The 18481-nt window shown below is 59.2% G+C and carries 12 protein-coding genes; 5 read left to right on the forward strand and 7 right to left on the reverse strand.

Translation table 11 applies throughout. The features are described 5' to 3' along the window. Positions 1-97 precede the first annotated feature (97 nt). From I6E56_RS02020 to sucB, 3 genes are all read left to right on the forward strand, one after another. Positions 98-1585 carry a leucyl aminopeptidase gene (locus I6E56_RS02020; RefSeq protein ID WP_197135672.1) on the forward strand — a complete coding sequence of 496 codons (1488 nt, stop codon included), beginning with the start codon at positions 98-100 and terminating at the stop codon, positions 1583-1585. 99 nt (positions 1586-1684) lie between these two features. Further along, positions 1685-3058: a dihydrolipoyl dehydrogenase gene (gene lpdA / locus I6E56_RS02025; protein ID WP_197135673.1), complete on the forward strand. Its 1374-nt coding sequence runs from the start codon at positions 1685-1687 to the stop codon at positions 3056-3058. A 59-nt stretch (positions 3059-3117) separates the two neighbouring features. After that, positions 3118-4674, forward strand: a complete 1557-nt coding sequence (gene sucB, locus I6E56_RS02030; RefSeq protein ID WP_197135674.1) for a 2-oxoglutarate dehydrogenase, E2 component, dihydrolipoamide succinyltransferase — start codon at positions 3118-3120, stop codon at positions 4672-4674. Between the two features lie 11 nt (positions 4675-4685). On the opposite strand, the gene I6E56_RS02035 is transcribed toward sucB, so the two are convergent. Continuing rightward, on the reverse strand, positions 4686-5237 hold the full coding sequence (locus I6E56_RS02035) for a hypothetical protein (protein ID WP_197135676.1): 552 nt from the start codon (positions 5235-5237) through the stop codon (positions 4686-4688). A gap of 1108 nt (positions 5238-6345) precedes the next feature. Here I6E56_RS02035 and I6E56_RS02040 point away from each other — a divergent pair. Further along, complete coding sequence (locus I6E56_RS02040) at positions 6346-7062, forward strand: DUF4191 domain-containing protein (protein WP_197135677.1); 717 nt, start codon at positions 6346-6348, stop codon at positions 7060-7062. A 78-nt stretch (positions 7063-7140) separates the two neighbouring features. Here the strand turns inward: I6E56_RS02040 and I6E56_RS02045 are convergent, their stop codons facing one another. Further along, positions 7141-7545 carry an RDD family protein gene (locus I6E56_RS02045; RefSeq protein ID WP_197135679.1) on the reverse strand — a complete coding sequence of 135 codons (405 nt, stop codon included), beginning with the start codon at positions 7543-7545 and terminating at the stop codon, positions 7141-7143. A gap of 137 nt (positions 7546-7682) precedes the next feature. On the opposite strand from I6E56_RS02045, the gene glnA reads away from it, so the two are divergent. Next, positions 7683-9119, forward strand: a complete 1437-nt coding sequence (gene glnA / locus I6E56_RS02050; protein WP_197135681.1) for a type I glutamate--ammonia ligase — start codon at positions 7683-7685, stop codon at positions 9117-9119. Between the two features lie 70 nt (positions 9120-9189). Here the strand turns inward: glnA and I6E56_RS02055 are convergent, their stop codons facing one another. From I6E56_RS02055 to I6E56_RS02075, 5 genes are all read right to left on the reverse strand, one after another. After that, entirely contained in the window at positions 9190-10641 is a 1452-nt protein-coding gene (locus tag I6E56_RS02055) for a UDP-glucose/GDP-mannose dehydrogenase family protein (RefSeq protein WP_197135682.1), read from the reverse strand. A gap of 22 nt (positions 10642-10663) precedes the next feature. Next, positions 10664-12040 (reverse strand): glycosyl hydrolase, encoded by a 1377-nt coding sequence (locus tag I6E56_RS02060; protein ID WP_307842727.1) that lies wholly within the window; start codon positions 12038-12040, stop codon positions 10664-10666. An 85-nt stretch (positions 12041-12125) separates the two neighbouring features. Beyond that, complete coding sequence (locus I6E56_RS02065; RefSeq protein ID WP_197135684.1) at positions 12126-13616, reverse strand: glycosyltransferase family 2 protein; 1491 nt, start codon at positions 13614-13616, stop codon at positions 12126-12128. A 546-nt stretch (positions 13617-14162) separates the two neighbouring features. Then, complete coding sequence (locus I6E56_RS02070) at positions 14163-17096, reverse strand: bifunctional [glutamine synthetase] adenylyltransferase/[glutamine synthetase]-adenylyl-L-tyrosine phosphorylase (RefSeq protein ID WP_197135685.1); 2934 nt, start codon at positions 17094-17096, stop codon at positions 14163-14165. Positions 17097-17109: 13 nt separating this feature from the next. Continuing rightward, on the reverse strand, positions 17110-18447 hold the full coding sequence (locus tag I6E56_RS02075) for a glutamine synthetase family protein (RefSeq protein ID WP_197125243.1): 1338 nt from the start codon (positions 18445-18447) through the stop codon (positions 17110-17112). Positions 18448-18481: the final 34 nt, after the last annotated feature.

An 18481-nucleotide genomic window follows, 5' to 3' on the forward strand; every position in this document is an offset into this window, starting at 1 on the left:
CCACTCTAATCGCGCCTGTCGAGGCATCCCCCTGTTTCGGCTCCACAACGTCAAGCTCCTAGCGAACACGACGGCGGATGCTGGTTATCATGAGGACATGACCGTTGCTACGTTGCACTTGTCCACCGCGCCCGCCTCCGAAGTTGAATCCGATGTTCTCGTTATCGGGGTGGTGAAAACCGACACCGGGCCGAAGCTCGTGGACACGTCGTCGCAACTTACATCATTCGAGCAAGCACTGAATCTTATTGGCGCGACAGGTGCTGCTGACGAGCTTCACCGCATTCCCGCGACTGGAATCACTGCTCCAGCAGTTGCGTTCATCGGTCTAGGAGATGCCACCCCGACCGTCGAAACGTTGCGTTATGCCGCCGGTTCCGCCGCTCGCCAACTGCGCGGTGCGCCGCACATCACTCTTTCCCTTGGAGCCAAGTCGAGTGATGAAACGCTCGCGGTTCTCGAAGGCGCAGCTATTGGCGCCTACTCGTACGACGCTTACCGTTCTACCGCTCCCGAAGCCAGCAAGAAGCTCGCTAGTGACATCACCGTTCTCAGCCCAATTGAGGATGCGGCACTCATCGAGCGAGCAAAGGTGATCGCCTACGCCACCCACGTCACGCGTGACATGGTCAATGAGGCGCCAAAGGAGCTCTACCCCGCTACCTTCGCCGACCGCGCGACCGAACTCGCATCGCTCGACAACGTTGAGGTCGAGGTGTACGCGGAGAAGGAACTCGAAGAGGGCGGCTTCGGCGGCATCCTCGGCGTCGGCCAAGGCTCCACTCGCGGTCCTCGCCTCGTCAAGATCAGCTACACGCCCGCTGATGCCGCCAAGCATCTTGCTCTGGTCGGTAAAGGAATCACCTTCGATTCGGGTGGACTGTCGCTCAAGCCGGGTCTCGGCATGATCGGTATGAAGTTCGACATGAGCGGAGCGGCCACCGTAATGGCGGTTGTTGAAGCATGTGCCAAGCTCGGCACGAACGTGCGGTTGACCGCGTGGCTCTGCCTCGCAGAGAACATGCCGTCTGGCAGCGCAATTCGCCCGAATGACGTATTGACGATCCGCGGCGGCAAGACCGTTGAAGTCCTCAATACGGATGCCGAGGGACGACTCGTCATGGCGGACGGCCTAGTCGCTGCCAGCGAAGAGAACCCCGATGCCATAGTGGACATTGCGACCCTTACCGGTGCCGCCGTTGTGGCTCTGGGCAACCGTTACGCGGGCGCAATGGGCGACAGAGACTTCGTCAACCAGGTAGTGGCGGTTGCAGACCGTGTTGGAGAGCCTTTCTGGGCGATGCCGATCAGCCCTGAGCTCCGGCCGCTGCTCGCCTCTGATATCGCAGACATCGCCAACATTAAGCCGGGCAATACTGCCGGGGGCATGCTCATTGCGGCCGCATTCCTGAAAGATTTTGTGGGAAAACGCCCAGAAAGCACTGAAACGATCCCATGGGCTCACATCGATATCGCTGGCCCATCAGACAACCGCGGCGGAGGATGGGGCTACGTCGGCAAGGGAGCCACAGGAATCGGTGTTCGAACACTCATTGAACTGGCCGAGGAATTTTCTCGTCCGTAGTATGGTTTTTTAAACGCGGGATGTTTCCGCACCATCCGGTCGCACTGAGTACACATCGTGCGTTCCGACGAATAATTTCCTTACAGAGGAGCTGCTGGATTGGCTGAGCACAATTTTGACCTTGTCGTTCTTGGTGGAGGAAGCGGTGGCTACGCAGCCGCGTTGCGCGCCGCTGAACTTGGGATGACCGTTGGCCTGATCGAGAAGAACAAGCTCGGCGGCACCTGTCTGCACGTGGGTTGCATTCCCACAAAGGCGCTTCTGCACTCCGCAGAGGTCGCTGACGTGACGCGCGAAGCAGCGAAGTATGGCGTCACCGCCACGCTCGACGGCATCGATATCTCTGCGGTGACTAAGTACCGCCAGGACATCGTCGCGAGCAAATACAAGGGTCTGCAGGGCCTTATCAAGATGCGCGGTATTACCGTCATTGAGGGCGAAGGCAAGCTAGTCGCGCCCAACACTATTCAGGTTGGCGAAGACACCGTAGTCGGCAAGAACGTCATTTTGGCGACTGGTTCATACTCTCGCTCGCTGCCGGGACTCGAAATCGGTGGCCGCGTAATCACCTCCGAACAGGCACTTGAACTCGACTTCGTTCCGAAGAAGGTCGCAGTGCTCGGTGGCGGCGTCATCGGCGTTGAATTCTCGAGCGTCTGGAAGAGCTGGGGAGCCGACGTCACCATTATCGAAGGTCTCCCCCACCTCGTTCCCATGGAAGACGAGTCGGTCAGCAAGCAGTTCGAACGAGCATTCCGCCGTCGTGGCATCAACTTCCACACCGGAGTTCGTTTCAAGAGCGTCGAGCAGAACGACGACGGCGTCGTCGTTACTCTGGAAAACGGCGAAACGGTCGAAGCCGAGCTCCTGCTCGTCGCAGTCGGCCGTGGCCCGTCAACAGCAGGACTCGGCTTCGAAGAAGTCGGCGTCGAGATGGATCGTGGCTTCGTTCTCACCAACGACCGCCTCGCAACCAACGTTCCTGGCGTCTACGCCGTCGGAGACATTGTTCCTGGCCTTCAACTCGCTCACCGTGGGTTCCAGCAAGGAATCTTCGTTGTCGAAGAAATCGCTGGCCTCAAGCCCATCGTGATTGACGACCTCCACATTCCGAAGGTCACCTACAGCGACCCCGAGGTAGCATCCATCGGCCTCACCGAAGCTAAGGCGATCGAAGCTCACGGTGCTGAGAACGTCAAGGCCTACGACTACAACCTGAGTGGAAACGGCAAGAGTGCCATTATCGGCACCGCTGGTTCCATCAAGGTTGTTCGCGTCGTCGACGGTCCGGTCATTGGAGTTCACATGATCGGAGCTCGCGTTGGCGAACTGATCGGTGAAGCTCAACTGATCGTCAACTGGGAAGCACACCCAGAAGACATCACCCCGTTGCTTCACGCACACCCCACCCAAAACGAGGCACTGGGCGAGGCATTCCTCGCTCTGGCCGGCAAGCCGCTGCACGCGGTCTAGGCTCCGCCTAACCACGGAACTAAGCTATTGATGACAAGCATCACAAAGGAGCAGTACTGATGAGCGAATCCGTTAACCTTCCGGCACTCGGAGAGAGTGTCACCGAGGGCACGGTGACCCGCTGGCTGAAGCAAGTCGGCGAGCGTGTAGAGGTTGACGAGCCCCTGCTCGAGGTCTCCACTGACAAGGTCGACACGGAGATTCCCTCTCCCGTCGCCGGAGTCATCGAAGAGATCTTGGTCGCCGAAGACGAAACAGTTGAAGTTGGCACCGCACTGGTGAAAATCGGCGACGGATCAGGTGGCGCAGACGCTGCTCCCGCTGCCGAGGAAGCACCAGCGGAAGCGGCTCCCGCTGCCGCAGAAGCTCCTACTGAGGAGCCTGCTGCGCCGGCTGAAGCCCCCGCGGCTGAATCTGCGCCCGCCGTCGAGGCGCCTGCCGCCGCTGCGACTGAAGCACCTGCTGCGGAAGAAGCTTCTGCTGTCGAGCCGGAAGCTCCGGCCGCTGAAACTCCCGCCGCGCCGGTTGAGGCACCTGCTGCTGAGGCCGCTCCAGTCGCTGAAGCTGCACCTGCAGCCGAAGCTGCTCCCGCGGCTCAGGCTGTGGCCGAAGAGCCCGCGGCGCAAGAGGCTCCTGCGGAGCAAGAGGCTCCTGCGGAGCAAGAGGCTCCTGCTGCGGAAGAAGCCTCTGCTTCCTCCGACAGCGACGACTCGCAAGCCGGATACCTCACTCCCCTCGTGCGCAAGCTCGCGAATGAGCGTGGCGTCGATGTAAGCACACTCATCGGCACCGGAGTTGGCGGACGCATCCGCAAACAAGACGTTCTTGCTGCAAGCGAAGCAACAACCGAAGCTGAGCCTGCTGCTGAAGCCGCTAAGCCTGCAGCACGGGAAGTCTCGCCACTGCGCGGAACCACTGTTCCGATGTCGCGACTGCGCAAGGTTATTGCCGAGCGCGCCGTGCTTTCGATGCAGTCGTCTGCTCAGCTGACGTCCGTCGTTGAAGTCGACGTAACGGCCGTTGCTAATTACCGCAACTCTGTCAAGGACGAGTTCTTGGCTAAGACCGGCACGAAGCTGTCGTTCCTGCCGTTCTTCGCCCTCGCTGCCGCAGAGGCATTGACCGTTCACCCGATCGTCAACGCGACGATCGAAGACAACGCCATTGTTTACCCTGCGCAGGAGAACATGAGCATTGCCGTGGATACCGAGCGCGGATTGCTTACGCCCGTTATCCGAGACGCTGCATCACTTGACCTCGCAGGTCTTGCTGGCGAGATCGCAGATCTTGCTCAGCGCACCCGCGACAACAAGTTGACTCCTGACGAGCTCTCCGGAGGAACATTCACGCTAACCAACACTGGTTCACGTGGCGCGCTCTTCGACACTCCCATTGTGTTCTTGCCGCAGTCGGCAATCTTGGGAACCGGAATCGTCACCAAGAAGCCTGTTGTGATCAGTGACGCCAACGGTGATTCCATCGGCATCCGTTCGATGGTTTACCTCGCGCTCAGCTACGATCACCGCATCGTTGACGGAGCGGATGCTGCTGGATTCCTCGTTGATGTGAAGAACCGCCTCGAAGGCGGAGACTTCGCTGACAAGCTCGGAATCTAAGCACGAAAAGTTCACTCGGGAAGCGTGTAGCTTCTGATTCGCCAACCGGCCTCGCCCTTCACCAGAAGAAGCGAGGCCGGTTTGCTTTCATCTCCCAAGTCGAACTCAAACAACACGCTGTCCCCCAGACGTTGCACCTCGACGGCAACCGCTGCGTCTAACAGCAGACCGGGAGCGAGCTCACCGCCGCCCACCACACTCTCGATGTGCGACGCGTCAGCCGCGAACGCCGGCGAATCGGTGCTACTCACCGCCTCTAGACACTCCACGGACAAGTCCCGCACACACGCATTTCGCGTTGACAGCAACACCGTAAGAGCCGCTACTGGATCCTGAGGCAGGTCACCCTCTGATGGCTCAGATTCGATTTCGAGAGTAAGACTCTCGGCGTCCTCCCCCGTAGCGACCTCTCCTGGTTCCTGCGCGCCGCGCTCCGATACATCCTCGACAGAAGACACCGCAAGAGCAGGAGGTTCGTGCCCGGTGTCCCATGAGGCAATCCCAATTGCGAGGATCACACACAGCACGCCAACTGCACCGACCGCCCAGGTTCGTTTACGCACCGGCCGTCGCCAGCCGCGAAGTATCACTAGGCCTCTAAGAGCATTGTTGCGAAGAGTACCGATAGCCTCGCCGACCCTGACCTGAACCCAGCCGGGAAGCGCTAATACGGAATCTAGCTCTGTCCGCGGCGGCGAAAGAGCGTCGCTCCCACGCGAGGTTGCACTGCGTACAAGCCGCGCGGGTTCGGTTGCCAGACTTTGCCCAGAAGGTCCGAGGCGCACCGGTTCTGGCGCTCCTAACGCGAACAGGCGCCGTTCACACTCCCGGTGCCACTCACTCTGTGCATGATGAGCGTCATTGGCGAGCCAGTCGAGGAGATCCACCGTCGCCGCCCGAGAGTCGTGGTCTAGCGGGACCGCGGCAAGAACGCCGCTGGCGATAACTGCAAACTGTTTTCGATCCTCTGAAAACAAAGATGATTGGCTCATTTCGGCGGGCGTAGGTACGCTCCCATGCCATCGTGCCGCACCAAAGTCAGCGAAGAATGGCCGACCAGCGCTGTCAAAATGCACAGCATCCATAGTCATACTTCCTATTGCAACCCCAGCGCGGTGAGCACGGGTCACTGCCGCGGCGAGGGGCACAAGAATCGTGATTGCCTCTCCCGGACGCAATTCTTCTCGCTCTCGCATGAGGCGCCTCAAAGTGCTCACGGTCTCCCACTGCACGACGAGCACCGGTGCGCCATCGGGGGCTGCCGCCATATCGTCTAGTTGAACGACGTGGGCACCTTGAGCTAGCGACAGACACTCCGCTTCGGTGAGAATCCGTTGGATTGCGGTGCCCGGCGAAAAGAGTTTGACAGCACGCGCGCTGACAACGTGATCCGGTTCATGTGAGCTGAGCGGACATGCCAAAAGAAGCCGTGAGGCTGGGTCATCTGAAAGCGTACGTACGGTGCGGTAGCCAGCAATGGAGTCATCATTCACAGCTTCATCGTTGCCGGTAACCTGCGCCTGATTGCCCCGACTGCAGACGCATGTGGAGAGACCACCGTGTGGGAATTCATAGAGGACGAGACCTTAAAAGCTGGTGTGGGTGACCGCCAAGAAAAAACTCTTTGGTTCGCGGAATTCACAGACGCGCTGAAGGCCGTATCCTAGATGCATGGCACGCAGAGAAAAGACTCCGAAGGCTCAAAAAGAACCCGGTCGCATCAAACAGATGTATCAGGTCTTCCAAATGACGAGGCGCTATGACAACCTCGCAATTTGGTTCTTCCTCTTAGCATTCCTATTGCCCATTCTCATCGGGCTAGCCCTCGCTTTCCTGCTTTCCGCAGACAACGTTTTCGGCTTCGTTCTCTATATCGTCGCCGGAGTTATGGCCGGGCTTCTCGCCTTTCTCATTGTGTTGGGGCGCCGCGCCGAGCGTGCCGCCTACTCGCAGATTGCCGGTCAGCCCGGTGCTGTCGGAGCAGTGCTCAAAAGCTCGCTCCGTCGCGGCTGGACCGCGAGCGAAATGCCCGTCGCAATTAGCCCTAAGACGCAGGATGCTGTCTACCGCGCAATCGGCAAGGGCGGAATCGCTCTCATCGGTGAGGGTCCTCGCAGCCGCACGCAAAAGATGCTGGAAGACGAACGTCGCAAGATGAACCGCTTTCTGCCCAACGTTCCCGTGCACTTCATTTATGTCGGCCCCGACGCCGACTCCGTCGCGTTGCACAAACTCGCGCCGACGCTTGGTCGCCTGAAGAACGTTCTTCGTAAGCCCGAGATCCTCGCAATCTCCAACCGCCTGACGTCGCTCGACAAGAACGGGCTCCCGATCCCCAAGGGAGTTGACCCGATGAAGGCGCGCGCACAACGCTCGCAGCGCGCCTAAGCATCCGCAACAATCGTTGGAACTTCCGGAGCCGATGAGCCACTTGGCTCGTCGGCTCCGTTGCGGTTAACCCGTGCGTTAGCGCCGAACGAGCAGTGTTCCTGCGATGCGATCGTGCATACCTCGCTGATCGACGTCCCAAATAACAGCGGGGATGACGAGCGCCATCAAGAGAGTGCGGACGATGGGCCGCCAGATGCCGAGGTATCCCCCCGCGACAGGAACGACCCTCATCCCGGTGAGGAGATGGCCGATGCTGCCATTAGTGGTGATGAGAACAACTATCTGTGAAACCACGAATACACCGAGAGTGGCGAAAGCGTCGTAGTTGAAGAACACGATCGAAACGACAACGGCAAATCCCCAGTCAATCGCGAGGGCAACAAGCCTGCGCCCAAATCGCCCAATAGAGCGTGGGCCTTCTGCCGGGAGTCCTATCCGCTTACCTGGCCAGTCTTCGGGAGTTACTTGTTGCTGATTCACTGGTTCAGCCTAACTAATCACAGCGCTGTAACATGCCGGAAACAATTCGGAGATGATTGTGAAATCCATCTTCTGTACCCTAAGAGATGGTTGTAACGACAGCCGATCATCAAATGAACCCCTTGGAGTTCCACTCAATGTCTCATCCGAAGTTTTCCAATTCGTCTGAGGTTCTTGATTTTATCAAGGACACAGACGTGAAGTTCGTCGACATCCGGTTTACCGATCTTCCCGGTATCCAGCAGCACTTCAACATCCCCGCCGCCTCAGTTGACGAAGACTTCTTCGCCGTAGGCCAGCTCTTCGATGGTTCATCGATCCGCGGTTTCCAGTCGATCCACGAGTCCGACCTCCAGTTGATTCCTGACGTCAGCACCGCCTATGTCGATCCCTTCCGCGTCGAGCGCACACTCGTCATCATCTTCGACATCTACAACCCCCGCAACGGTGAGATCTACGCTCGCGACCCGCGCCAGGTTGCCAAGAAGGCCGAAAAGTACCTCACGTCGACCGGCATCGCCGACACCGCGTTCTTCGCCTCCGAAGCAGAGTTCTACATCTTCGACGACGTTCGCTACGAAGTCTCAGCCAACAAGAGCTTCTACGAAGTTGACTCCAGCGAAGGTGCGTGGAACAGCGGACGCACGGAAGCCGGCGGAAACCTCGCCAACAAGACGCCCTTCAAGGGCGGGTACTTCCCCGTCTCCCCCGTTGACCAGCACGCTGACATCCGTGACGACATCGTCATGAAGCTCATCGATGTTGGACTCGACGTTGAGCGCAGCCACCACGAGGTCGGCACCGCAGGCCAGGGCGAGATCAACTACAAGTTCGACACTCTCGTTCACGCCGGCGATGACATCCTCAAGTTCAAGTACATCGTCAAGAACACCGCCAACGAGTGGGGCAAGACGGCAACGTTCATGCCGAAGCCGCTCTTCGGTGACAACGGTTCGGGAATGCACACGCACCAGTCGCTGTGGAACGACGGAACCCCGTTGTTCTACGACGAAAAGGGCTACGGCGGACTCAGCGACACTGCTCGCTGGTACATCGGTGGACTGCTCAAGCACGCACCTGCTGTGCTCGCATTCACCAACCCGACGGTCAACTCGTACCGCCGCTTGATCCCCGGATTCGAAGCTCCCGTGAACCTCGTGTACTCGGCTGGAAACCGTTCGGCTTCCATTCGTATCCCGATCACCGGAACGAACCCCAAGGCAAAGCGCATCGAGTTCCGCGCACCAGACGCATCGGGCAACCCTTACCTCGCGTTTGCTGCTCAGCTCATGGCTGGCCTCGACGGCATCAAGAACAAGACTGAGCCGCACGAGCCCGTTGACAAGGACCTGTACGAGTTGCCTCCCGAGGAAGCACGCCTGATTCCTCAGGTTCCCGCCTCGCTCGAGGAAGCACTTGTTGCTCTCGAAGCTGACCACGAGTTCCTCATGGAAGGCAACGTCTTCACCAAGGACCTCATCGAGACCTGGATCGACTACAAGCGTACGAACGAACTGCTTCCGTTCGCACAGCGCCCGCACCCGTACGAGTACGAACTGTACTTCGGCGTCTAAGCGCTAACACAGCATAAAGTCAGGGCCGCATCCTTTCGGATACGGCCCTGACTTTGTTAACTGAACTGGATCAGTAAGTCGCGACGAGTTGCGGAGTGCGACGCGTCAGGTCAAGTCCAGTGCCGTCGATTACTGGTGCACGCGATGATGATGCCCCCAGGCCGCTGAACGACCAGCCGGCAGCACGCCAAGTTGCGGCATCCAAGCAGTTGCGCGCGTCGATCATCACACGACTACCAACGATTTTGCCCAACGCGATGGGGTCGCTGGCCTTGAACTCATCCCACTCCGTCAGCACCAGTAGTGCGTCCGACCCGGACGCAGCTTCTTCCACGGAGTCGACGTACGTGAGCGTCGGAAACATCCGCTGTGCCGTCTCAGATGCTTCAGGGTCGTACACGACGACTTGTGCGCCCCGGAGATGGAGCGCGGCTGCCACGTTCAGCGCCGGCGAATCCCGGACATCATCGGTGAGCGGCTTGAACGCTGCGCCAAGAATGCCAATCCTACGATTGAGGACAGAGCCGCCGCACGCATCGATCGCAAGACCGATTACTTGCAAGCGCTGTGACATATTAATCTCATCGACTTGCTGGAGGAGTGCGGCCGTCTTCGTGGCGCCGAGCTCACTCGAGCGGTGAATGAGCGCTCGGATGTCTTTGGGAAGGCATCCGCCTCCGAAGCCGAGACCCGCATTGAGAAACTGGCGTCCGATCCGTACATCGTGGCCAAGCGCGTCAGCGAGTACCGCCACATCTGCGCCCGAAGCATCGCATACCTCCGCAATCGCGTTGATGAACGAAATCTTCGTAGCGAGGAAGGCATTCGCGCTTACTTTGACGAGTTCTGCTGTAGGCAGATCGCACACGATTACCGGGGTTCCCGTTTCGATAGGAATGGCGTAGACCGCACGTAACGCGGCTTCAGAGCGAGCAGATACGCCGCCGAGTACGATGCGGTCGGGCCGCAGAGTATCCTCGACTGCCTTGCCTTCCCTCAGAAACTCGGGGTTCCACACCAACTCGACATCCACTTCGGCTGGCGCTGAATCGGCGATTATCGAGCGCAGTCGAGCTCCCGTACCTACTGGCACAGTGGATTTGCCTACGATCAGACCGTCGTGGGTCAAATAACGGGCCACTTGGCGCGTGGCTTCTTCTACGTAGTCGAGGTTTGCTGCGTTGCTTCCACGCTGTTGGGGCGTACCGACACAAATGAAGTGGATGTCGGAGTTCGCGGTGGCCTCGGCAAGGTCAGTCGTGAAACGCAACCGACCACTCGCCACGTGTGTCCGAATGAGGTCAGGCAGTCCAGGCTCAAAGAACGGAACCTTTCCTTCACTGAGCTGTTTCACCTTGGCGGGATCAGTGTCGACACCAATGACATCGAAACCCATCTCTGCCATGGCCGCTGCGTGGGTGGCACCGAGATAGCCGGTGCCGACGACGCTCAGTCGGGGACGCTCAGCGTCTCCGAACTGACCGATGTTGTTCTGTGCTGCAAATTCTTCTGTGCTGTTCATGTCGTGCTCCTTATTCATCGGTTCAGCGTGCGGTTAGGTCGAAATCACTGTCAGGTCGGGCCAAGCCCTCGATGAAAGCGGCTAGCGAGTCGGCGCGGGAATCGATGCGCCAGTCATTGGTCGCGCGCTCTCCTTCTACGTAGGTTGTGACGGCGAGGTTGAACCAGGAAATCCCGATGATGTCGTCGTTCTCCGGTTTGGCGAGTGATTCGAACAGTGAGGACACCCACTCAGCTTTGTGACCGCCTGTCTCTGACGCTCCGATCTCCGTAAGGAAGATTGGCTTGTTTGTGATGCGGCGCAACTCGGCGAGGCTCGAATCGAAGGTGTAGCTGAAGGTGAAGTCATTCTCCGCAATGTACGGCGGGCGGAGGTAACCAGACAGCCCCACCCAGTCCACATAATCGTCGCCGGGGTAGAGCCCGTCCAGGAAGTCCGATGACTGATGTGTCGCGGGAAGGTTGTTAATGATGTTGGGTGCCCAGATCCAGACCACGAGATCGTTCGCTCCCTCCTCAGCGAAGATGTCATGAACGTGCTGCCACATTGTGACGAAATCACCAACACGGTTGGAGTTGATTGAGTTTCCCTGTCCGTCGGTTTCTGCCCAGGGATACCAGACACCATTCATCTCATGGTCGAGACGAATGCCCAATGGCAATCCTGTATCGACAATGTCCTTTGCGTATTGGTGCAAGTAGTCGTCGAAGGTGCCGGGGACTCCAGCCTCCGGGTCTCCGATGATCGCCGGCAGAGTGTAATCAGGTTCGTCAATTTGGTCGTTGGCGGAGCCAATCGGTCGCGATTCCCACGTGAGGATCGGGAGCGTCTCTTTCTCCCACGAGCGTGTGACTGCATTCGCGCGGAAGTCCTCATCCCAGCCACCAAAGTAGCCGACAACGTTCGGGTTACTGCCCAGCTTGGTCGACGCGGAGTCATAGGTTGCCCAGTTGAACGGCGCCTGCTCCGTATAGAGCCCTAGGTATGTAGACGCAGGATTAATGATCTCTGCCTTCGATGGAGCAGTGATAACTGTTCCGCCAGACGCAGGCGTAGAAGGGCTGGACGGCGTGCTCGACACCGGGGGGGTTGATGCCACCGAGTCCTTGGCGCCACCGGCCTGAAGCGCCTTCAGGGTGCCTTCGATCGACCACAACTCTTGTTGAAGAGCCGCCGACTTCGCGTTCGTTTCTTTCAGGTTGTCCTTTGCGACCTCGATCGAAGATTCAAGCACGTCAATCTCAGAGAGCAGATCGCTCTTTTCAGATTCCCAGGCGGCTCGCTCTTCGGCCAGAGTGTCTGTTTTCAGGACAGTTTTGGCAGCGGTAGTCAACGCTTGGTTCACGGTGCTGCTCGGAGAAATCCAGACGAAGGCGCTTGTCGCGCCAAGTGTGAGCACGAGGGCTGCAGTCCCGATACTTGTCCAGCGCGTTCTGGCACTGCTAACGGCCCACCAGGCTGCGGCGCCGCTTCGAACTTGGGAACTACGAGAAGAAAACAATGGAAACCGCCTCTACTGCAAAGATGGAAAAACCGATGACATAGGGCCATGCAGCCTTGGGATTTAGCCGACGGCGCTGGGGTGCTTTGGCCGCGACTCGCGTTGCCCGCCGCGGAGGTGCTTCGAGCACAGCGACGGAACCCAAACCGTTACTCGGCTCGAAGTCCAGCTCGGCTATCGCTTCGCTATCGTCATCGAGTTGCCCTACGAGAAGATCGTTGGAGTTGCCGCCGGCATACGCACCTGCTCGGGTGCCCCAACCGCTGGCGTGACCCATCCTGAAGAATCCGATAAGCCGAATAGGCATGAGGAATGCTGTCGACACGATGATGAACGCCGGGAGTCGGAAGAAGTCCATCGGCTTCTCGGAGAGATGCCGAATCTGGCGGATTGCCATGCTCAATACAGACGACACAACCATGAGCGCAAGCACTAAGAGCACGCCACTTTGCACGCCATACTCCGAAAGAAAGCCCTCGTAGAAGTTGTACCCCTGTCCGCTAAATGCACGATAGATCCATCCCGCGATCACTCCGGCCAAGAGGAAGGGAAGGATGATGTCCATGAGGAAGAACACAGCCAGCACTGGGGCATGACCAAGCATCCACGGCAACATACGGAGCGTGTTGTACTGGCTCCCCCGAGCCCAGCGCAGCTGCTGCTTGTACAGCTTCTTGATCTCAAGCGGGGCATCGGTGTACACCAACGAGGTGTGTTGGTAGACCGTACGGTGACCCTCTTGGAGCGCAAGATTGGTGAGAGTGCGATCGTCGCTCACCTCGAGGAACACGCCCATGAAGCGTTCATTCATAAACCGGTCCATAACGCGCGTCATGATCGACCGACGGAACGCGATGGTTCGACCTGGCAAGCAACCGACCTGTCCGAGCACGCTTTGAGCGGGCATTGAGTATAGAGCCCGCGAGTTTTCCAGCCAGTCAGCCCAGCGGGTAATCCAGCTTCGCTCTGGTTCGAGGATGCGCTGTCGGGTCGTAACGCCGCCAACCTTAGTGTCGGCGAACGGCCGCACCAGCTCGGAGAGCGTGTTGTCGGTCCACACGGTGTCGGAATCGACAAGCACGGTGATGTCGCCCGTCGACAGCTCGGTACCGATCATCACGGCGTTGCGCTTGCCGGGGATCGGCGTATGAATCCAACGAACCAGCGGAGCGAACTCATCGCTGATGCGTTCCAGCGTAGGGTTGGGTGCTCCGTTGATGACCACGATGATCTCGGATGGTTGCTGTTCAACCATGCGAGCGAGCACATCCCGAAAGAGGTCCTCTGGCTCATCGAGCACTGGCACCACCACACTCGTCGTTCCAGTGAATGTGCCCGTGTACGGGCGGTAGCGTGACGACAGCACGACTTTGAGTATCCAGAGCGCCCAAATAAGCGATGAGTAGATTGCGAACATATAGATCTCGGGGTGGCCCTCGATCATGTGGCGAAGTTGCAGAATGAATATGAACACGGATGCCCCCGACATTGTGATTGTGAAAGGTGATCATCCGCCACGCTGAGGATGTCCCTCAGCGGTGAGTTGCTTGATTATTGCCCGATGGATTTACCCACCGCAATACGGGCATTTCTCCGTATTACGACTCAGGTGGTCTAGATCCGCTCGGCATCTAGAACGTGGTGTCGGCACTTCGGCTGTCGTATTTTGCGCCAGTTTTTGTACCCCGCTTCGGGGGTGCAGACCTCACAGGTTGCGGCTCAAGCGGCATCAACAATGAGTTCAGGTGAATTCAGAAAAGTGCACGTCCGAGGTTGTTTATGAGACGTATTGACGCCCCATTTAAGGGTAGAACTAATCGTCTGCCTCTAGGGCTCGATCGATCGACTTCGGACCAGAGACACCCTCGCTGCCCCACAACGGGGTACACGACTTTTCGGCGCCCGGGGGACGCCTATTGGCACCATAAGCGGTTACAGGTTTAACCTGGCTGTAACATTCGGAGCCTCGGTGCGGCAGTTCACAGCATGGGCACGGAGGGTCCAACTGCGCCTCAGGCTTTTACGACCTCGGCACATTGGCGACGCCATAGAAGCGGCGTTCAAAGACGCGTCGTGCGCGACGCGTGGCGCGCAAATAGTCCTCTTCGAGCTTGCTCGCTGAACCCGGCGGATACTCGAGCATACGAGCAACGCCTTCGAGTTGAAGTCGATCCGTAGGTAAAACATCCGAGGTCTTCGAGGTCCACAGGGTGATGGCCGAACGGGCGCGGGAGGCGAGAACCCATGCCTCCCGAAGGCGAGCGGCGTCTGAGGCCGTGACGAGCTTCTCGGCGACGGCGGCTTCCAAAGCATCGAGAGTTGAGGTCGTGCGTAGTCCCTCGACTCTGGACCCATGTTGGAGTTGCAAGAGCTGCACAAACCATTCGACGTCGCTGAGCGAACCGCGGCCTAGCTTGAGATGGCGGGACGGATCCGCGGCCTGAGGAAGACGTTCAGACTCCACGCGAGCTTTGATTCTCTTGACCTCGCGCACATCCTGGGGTGAAATCACCGAGGGGTAGCGCACGCGGTTCGCGAGTGCTTCGAAATCAGCCAGCAGCGCCGTGTCGCCGGCAACACCGCGGGCGCGCAAGAGCGCCTGAGCTTCCCACGTGAGCGACCAGCGGGCGTAATAGGCCGCATACGATTCGAGGGAGCGCACGATGGCCCCGTTCTTGCCTTCTGGACGGAGGTCGAGATCGAGATCGAGCGGAAGCTTCACGTCTTCGGTGATGCGAGTGAGGCCCTTAGCGAGCGCGTCCGCTCGTTTGGCAGCATCTTCGCTAGTAGCGTCCGTTGCCCGGTAGACGTACATGACATCAGTGTCGGAACCGAAACCCGCTTCGGCTCCCCCGTAACGCCCCATAGCAATAATCCCGAACTCAATCCCGTCAGGTTCTGGACGGAGAATCGCCAACGCGCCCTCGAGCATCATCGTGGTGACATCGCTGAGCCCGCGGCCTAGCTCTTGAATCGTGGTCATTCCGACGATCGAACCGATGGCCAAGCGTAAGATTTCACGACGACGCGCGGTGCGCAATGCCTTACCCGCGGCATCCTCGTGCCCCTTGTGCCTAGCGACGATGGCACGGGCTTCATCTTGCAACACTGCAAGGGAGCGAGGCTTGAGCTCTTTGTCATGTTCCAGCCACGCGGCAGCTTCAGGAATCCGCTCGAAAAGTCCGCCAACATATTTGGATGCCGAGAGCACATGAGTAAGTCGCTCTGCGGCCCCGGACGAATCACGAAGCATCCGCAAGAACCAGTACGCCTCACCGAGAGCTTCGCTGAGCCGGCGGAACGCTAGAAGCCCATAGTCAGGATCCGCGCCATCGGAGAACCACTGCAGCATCACGGGCAGCAGAGCCTTTTGGATCGTTGCCCGGCGTGAGACTCCCCCAGTGAGAGCCGCAATGTGCGCTAGTGCTCCCTTGGGATCGAGGAAGCCGATGGCGGCCAGGCGAGCCACTGCTTGCTCGCTAGAGAGCGCGAGCCCTTCTTCGGGCAGTGCGGCCACTGCTGAGAGCAACGGGCGGTAGAAGAGGCGCTCATGCAGCCTGCGGACCGCAATCTTGGTGCGCTGCCACTGCTCGGTGAGATCTTTCGCACTCGTCGCGATACCCGTGGCCCGCGCTAGCACCCGCAAATCATCGGGGTCGCGCGGCATGAGATGCGTTCGACGCAATCGCGAGAGCTGGATGCGGTGTTCCAGCAACCGGAGAAAGCGATAGTCGCGCGCAAACTCGCCGGCCTCGGTTCGCCCGATGTAGCCGTGCTCGGCGAGAGCGATGAGCGCCCGGAGGCTGGAGGTTTGACGCACACCTTCGTCACTCTGTCCGTGAACAAGCTGCAGCAGTTGCACGGTGAATTCGATATCGCGAAGGCCACCAGGGCCCAGCTTAAGCTGCACGTCGCGTTCCTGCGGAGGAATGTTTTCGGTGACACGCTCGCGCATCCTCTGCACTGACGCCACAAAGTTTTCGCGCGAAGCACTCGACCACACCAGCGGTGCAACGCCCTCAATGTAGCGGCCACCCAGTTCGCGGTCACCCGCGAGCGGTCGCGCCTTCAGGAGAGCTTGAAACTCCCAGCTCTCTGCCCAGCGATCGTAATAGGCCAGATGCGACTCGAGCGTGCGAACAAGCGCACCGTCCTTGCCTTCGGGGCGAAGGTTCGTATCGACTTCCCACAGCGCTGGTTCAACCGTGAGGTCTTGAATGCCGCGGATCGTCTGCACCGCCAGAGGCGTAGCGATCGTGACGGCACGGTCGGCGCTGATGCCGTCGGGCTCCGTCACGAAGATGACGTCGACATCCGACACATAGTTCAGTTCGCGCGCGCCCGCCTTGCCCATGCCGATGATGGCAATTCGGGTCGCGGCGATATCGGCTTCCGGAAAATTCACCGAGCGGCGAGCGACGGAGAGCGATGCTTCAAGAGCGGCACCGGCCAAATCGGCCAACGCCATGGCGACGCGATCGACCGCTGCAAGGGGGTCTTCTTGCGCGAGGTCCCACGCCGTGAGTTGTGCGAGCTCTCGGCGGTAGCGCACCCGCAACGCAACCCAGGCGTCTTCGCCCTCGAGATCGTTGGTTACTTCGGTGAGAAGCTCAACGTATTCCTCTGGAGAGTATGGCTCAGAAATGGGCGAACACATCGCATCGAGTTCTTGCGGATGCCGCACAAAGAAGTCGCCCAACCCCGAGGACGCGCCAAGCACCCGCACCAGTCGCACGGCGGCCTCGTCATTGGCCAACACCGGGGTGAGCTGCTGCGGGGACCCCTCAGAGAGCTCCACGACAAGGCGCAGGGCTTGATCGGGGTCTGCGGCGCGCGAGAACAACGCTGCGGGCACTTCGGGGCGCTCGAGCGAGACAAGACGCTCGCGGGCCTCGCTGAGTTCCATGAAACCCAGTTTGGCGAGCTCGGTCAGAGTGTATGGCGACGTCGACATGGTGACAGAGGGTCTAGAGGATCTCTAGGCTGCTCTCCAGTTCGTAGGGGGTGACCTGTGCGCGGTAGGCCTTCCACTCGCGACGCTTGTTGAGTAGAACGAAGTTGAAGACCTGCTCTCCCAGCGTTTCGGCAACAAGCTCAGAGTTTTCCATGATGCTCAGCGCGTGGTTGAGGTTCGACGGAAGCTGCTCGTAGCCGAGCGCGCGGCGTTCGTGCTCGGACAGGTCACCGACGGCATCTTCAGCTTCGAGAGGAAGCTCGTAGCCTTCCTCGATGCCCTTGAGCCCTGCGGCGAGCAAGAGCGAGTAAGCGAGATACGGGTTCGCGGCAGAGTCAAGAGCTCGGTACTCGATGCGCGCGCTCTGACCCTTGCCGGGCTTGTAGAGCGGAACGCGCACCAGCGCGGAACGGTTGTTGTGGCCCCACGTGACGAAGCTCGGGGCTTCGTCACCGCCCCAGAGGCGCTTGTAGGAGTTCACGAACTGGTTCGTAACTGCCGTAATCTCAGGCGCGTGCTTGAGAACGCCAGCCATGAACTGGCGGCCGACCTTAGACAGCTGGTAGTGACCGCTCGCGTCGTAAAACGCATTCTGGTCGCCTTCGAATAGCGACATATGGGTGTGCATTCCCGAACCAGGCTGGCCAGACATCGGCTTCGGCATGAACGTCGCGTAGACACCCTGCTCGATGGCGACTTCTTTGATCACGGTGCGGAACGTCATGATGTTGTCCGCCGTGGTGAGGGCGTCGGCGTAACGAAGGTCAATCTCGTTCTGGCCAGGTCCGGACTCGTGGTGGCTGAACTCCACCGAAATACCGAGGTCTTCGAGCATCCGCACCGAACGGCGACGGAAGTCGTGCGCCGTGCCGCCAGGAACGTTGTCAAAGAAGCCAGCAGAATCTACCGGCTGCGGGCTGCCATTCTTGAGCTTGCTCGACTTGAGAAGGTAGAACTCGATCTCAGGGTGAGTGTAGAACGTGAAGCCGCGTTCGGCCGCCTTCTCGAGGGTGCGCTTGAGCACATTGCGCGGGTCGGATGCTGCTGGCTGGCCATCTGGCGTAGTGATATCGCAGAACATGCGGGCAGTGGGATCGATCTCTCCACGCCACGGCAGAATCTGAAAAGTGGTGGGATCTGGATGCGCGAGCATGTCTGCTTCGTACGCACGAGTGAATCCCTCAATGGCGGAACCGTCGAAGCCAAGGCCCTCAGCGAATGCACCTTCGATCTCCGCAGGAGCAACGGCAACGCTCTTGAGCGTTCCCACAACATCCGTGAACCAGAGTCGAACAAATTTGATGCCACGTTCTTCAATTGTGCGAAGAACGAAATCGCGCTGCTTGTCCATTGACATTAATGTTCCTCGATCCGTGCTTTGCCGC

The organism is Salinibacterium sp. NK8237, assembly GCF_015864955.1.
In the GTDB taxonomy this organism is placed as follows: Bacteria; Actinomycetota; Actinomycetes; order Actinomycetales; family Microbacteriaceae; genus Rhodoglobus.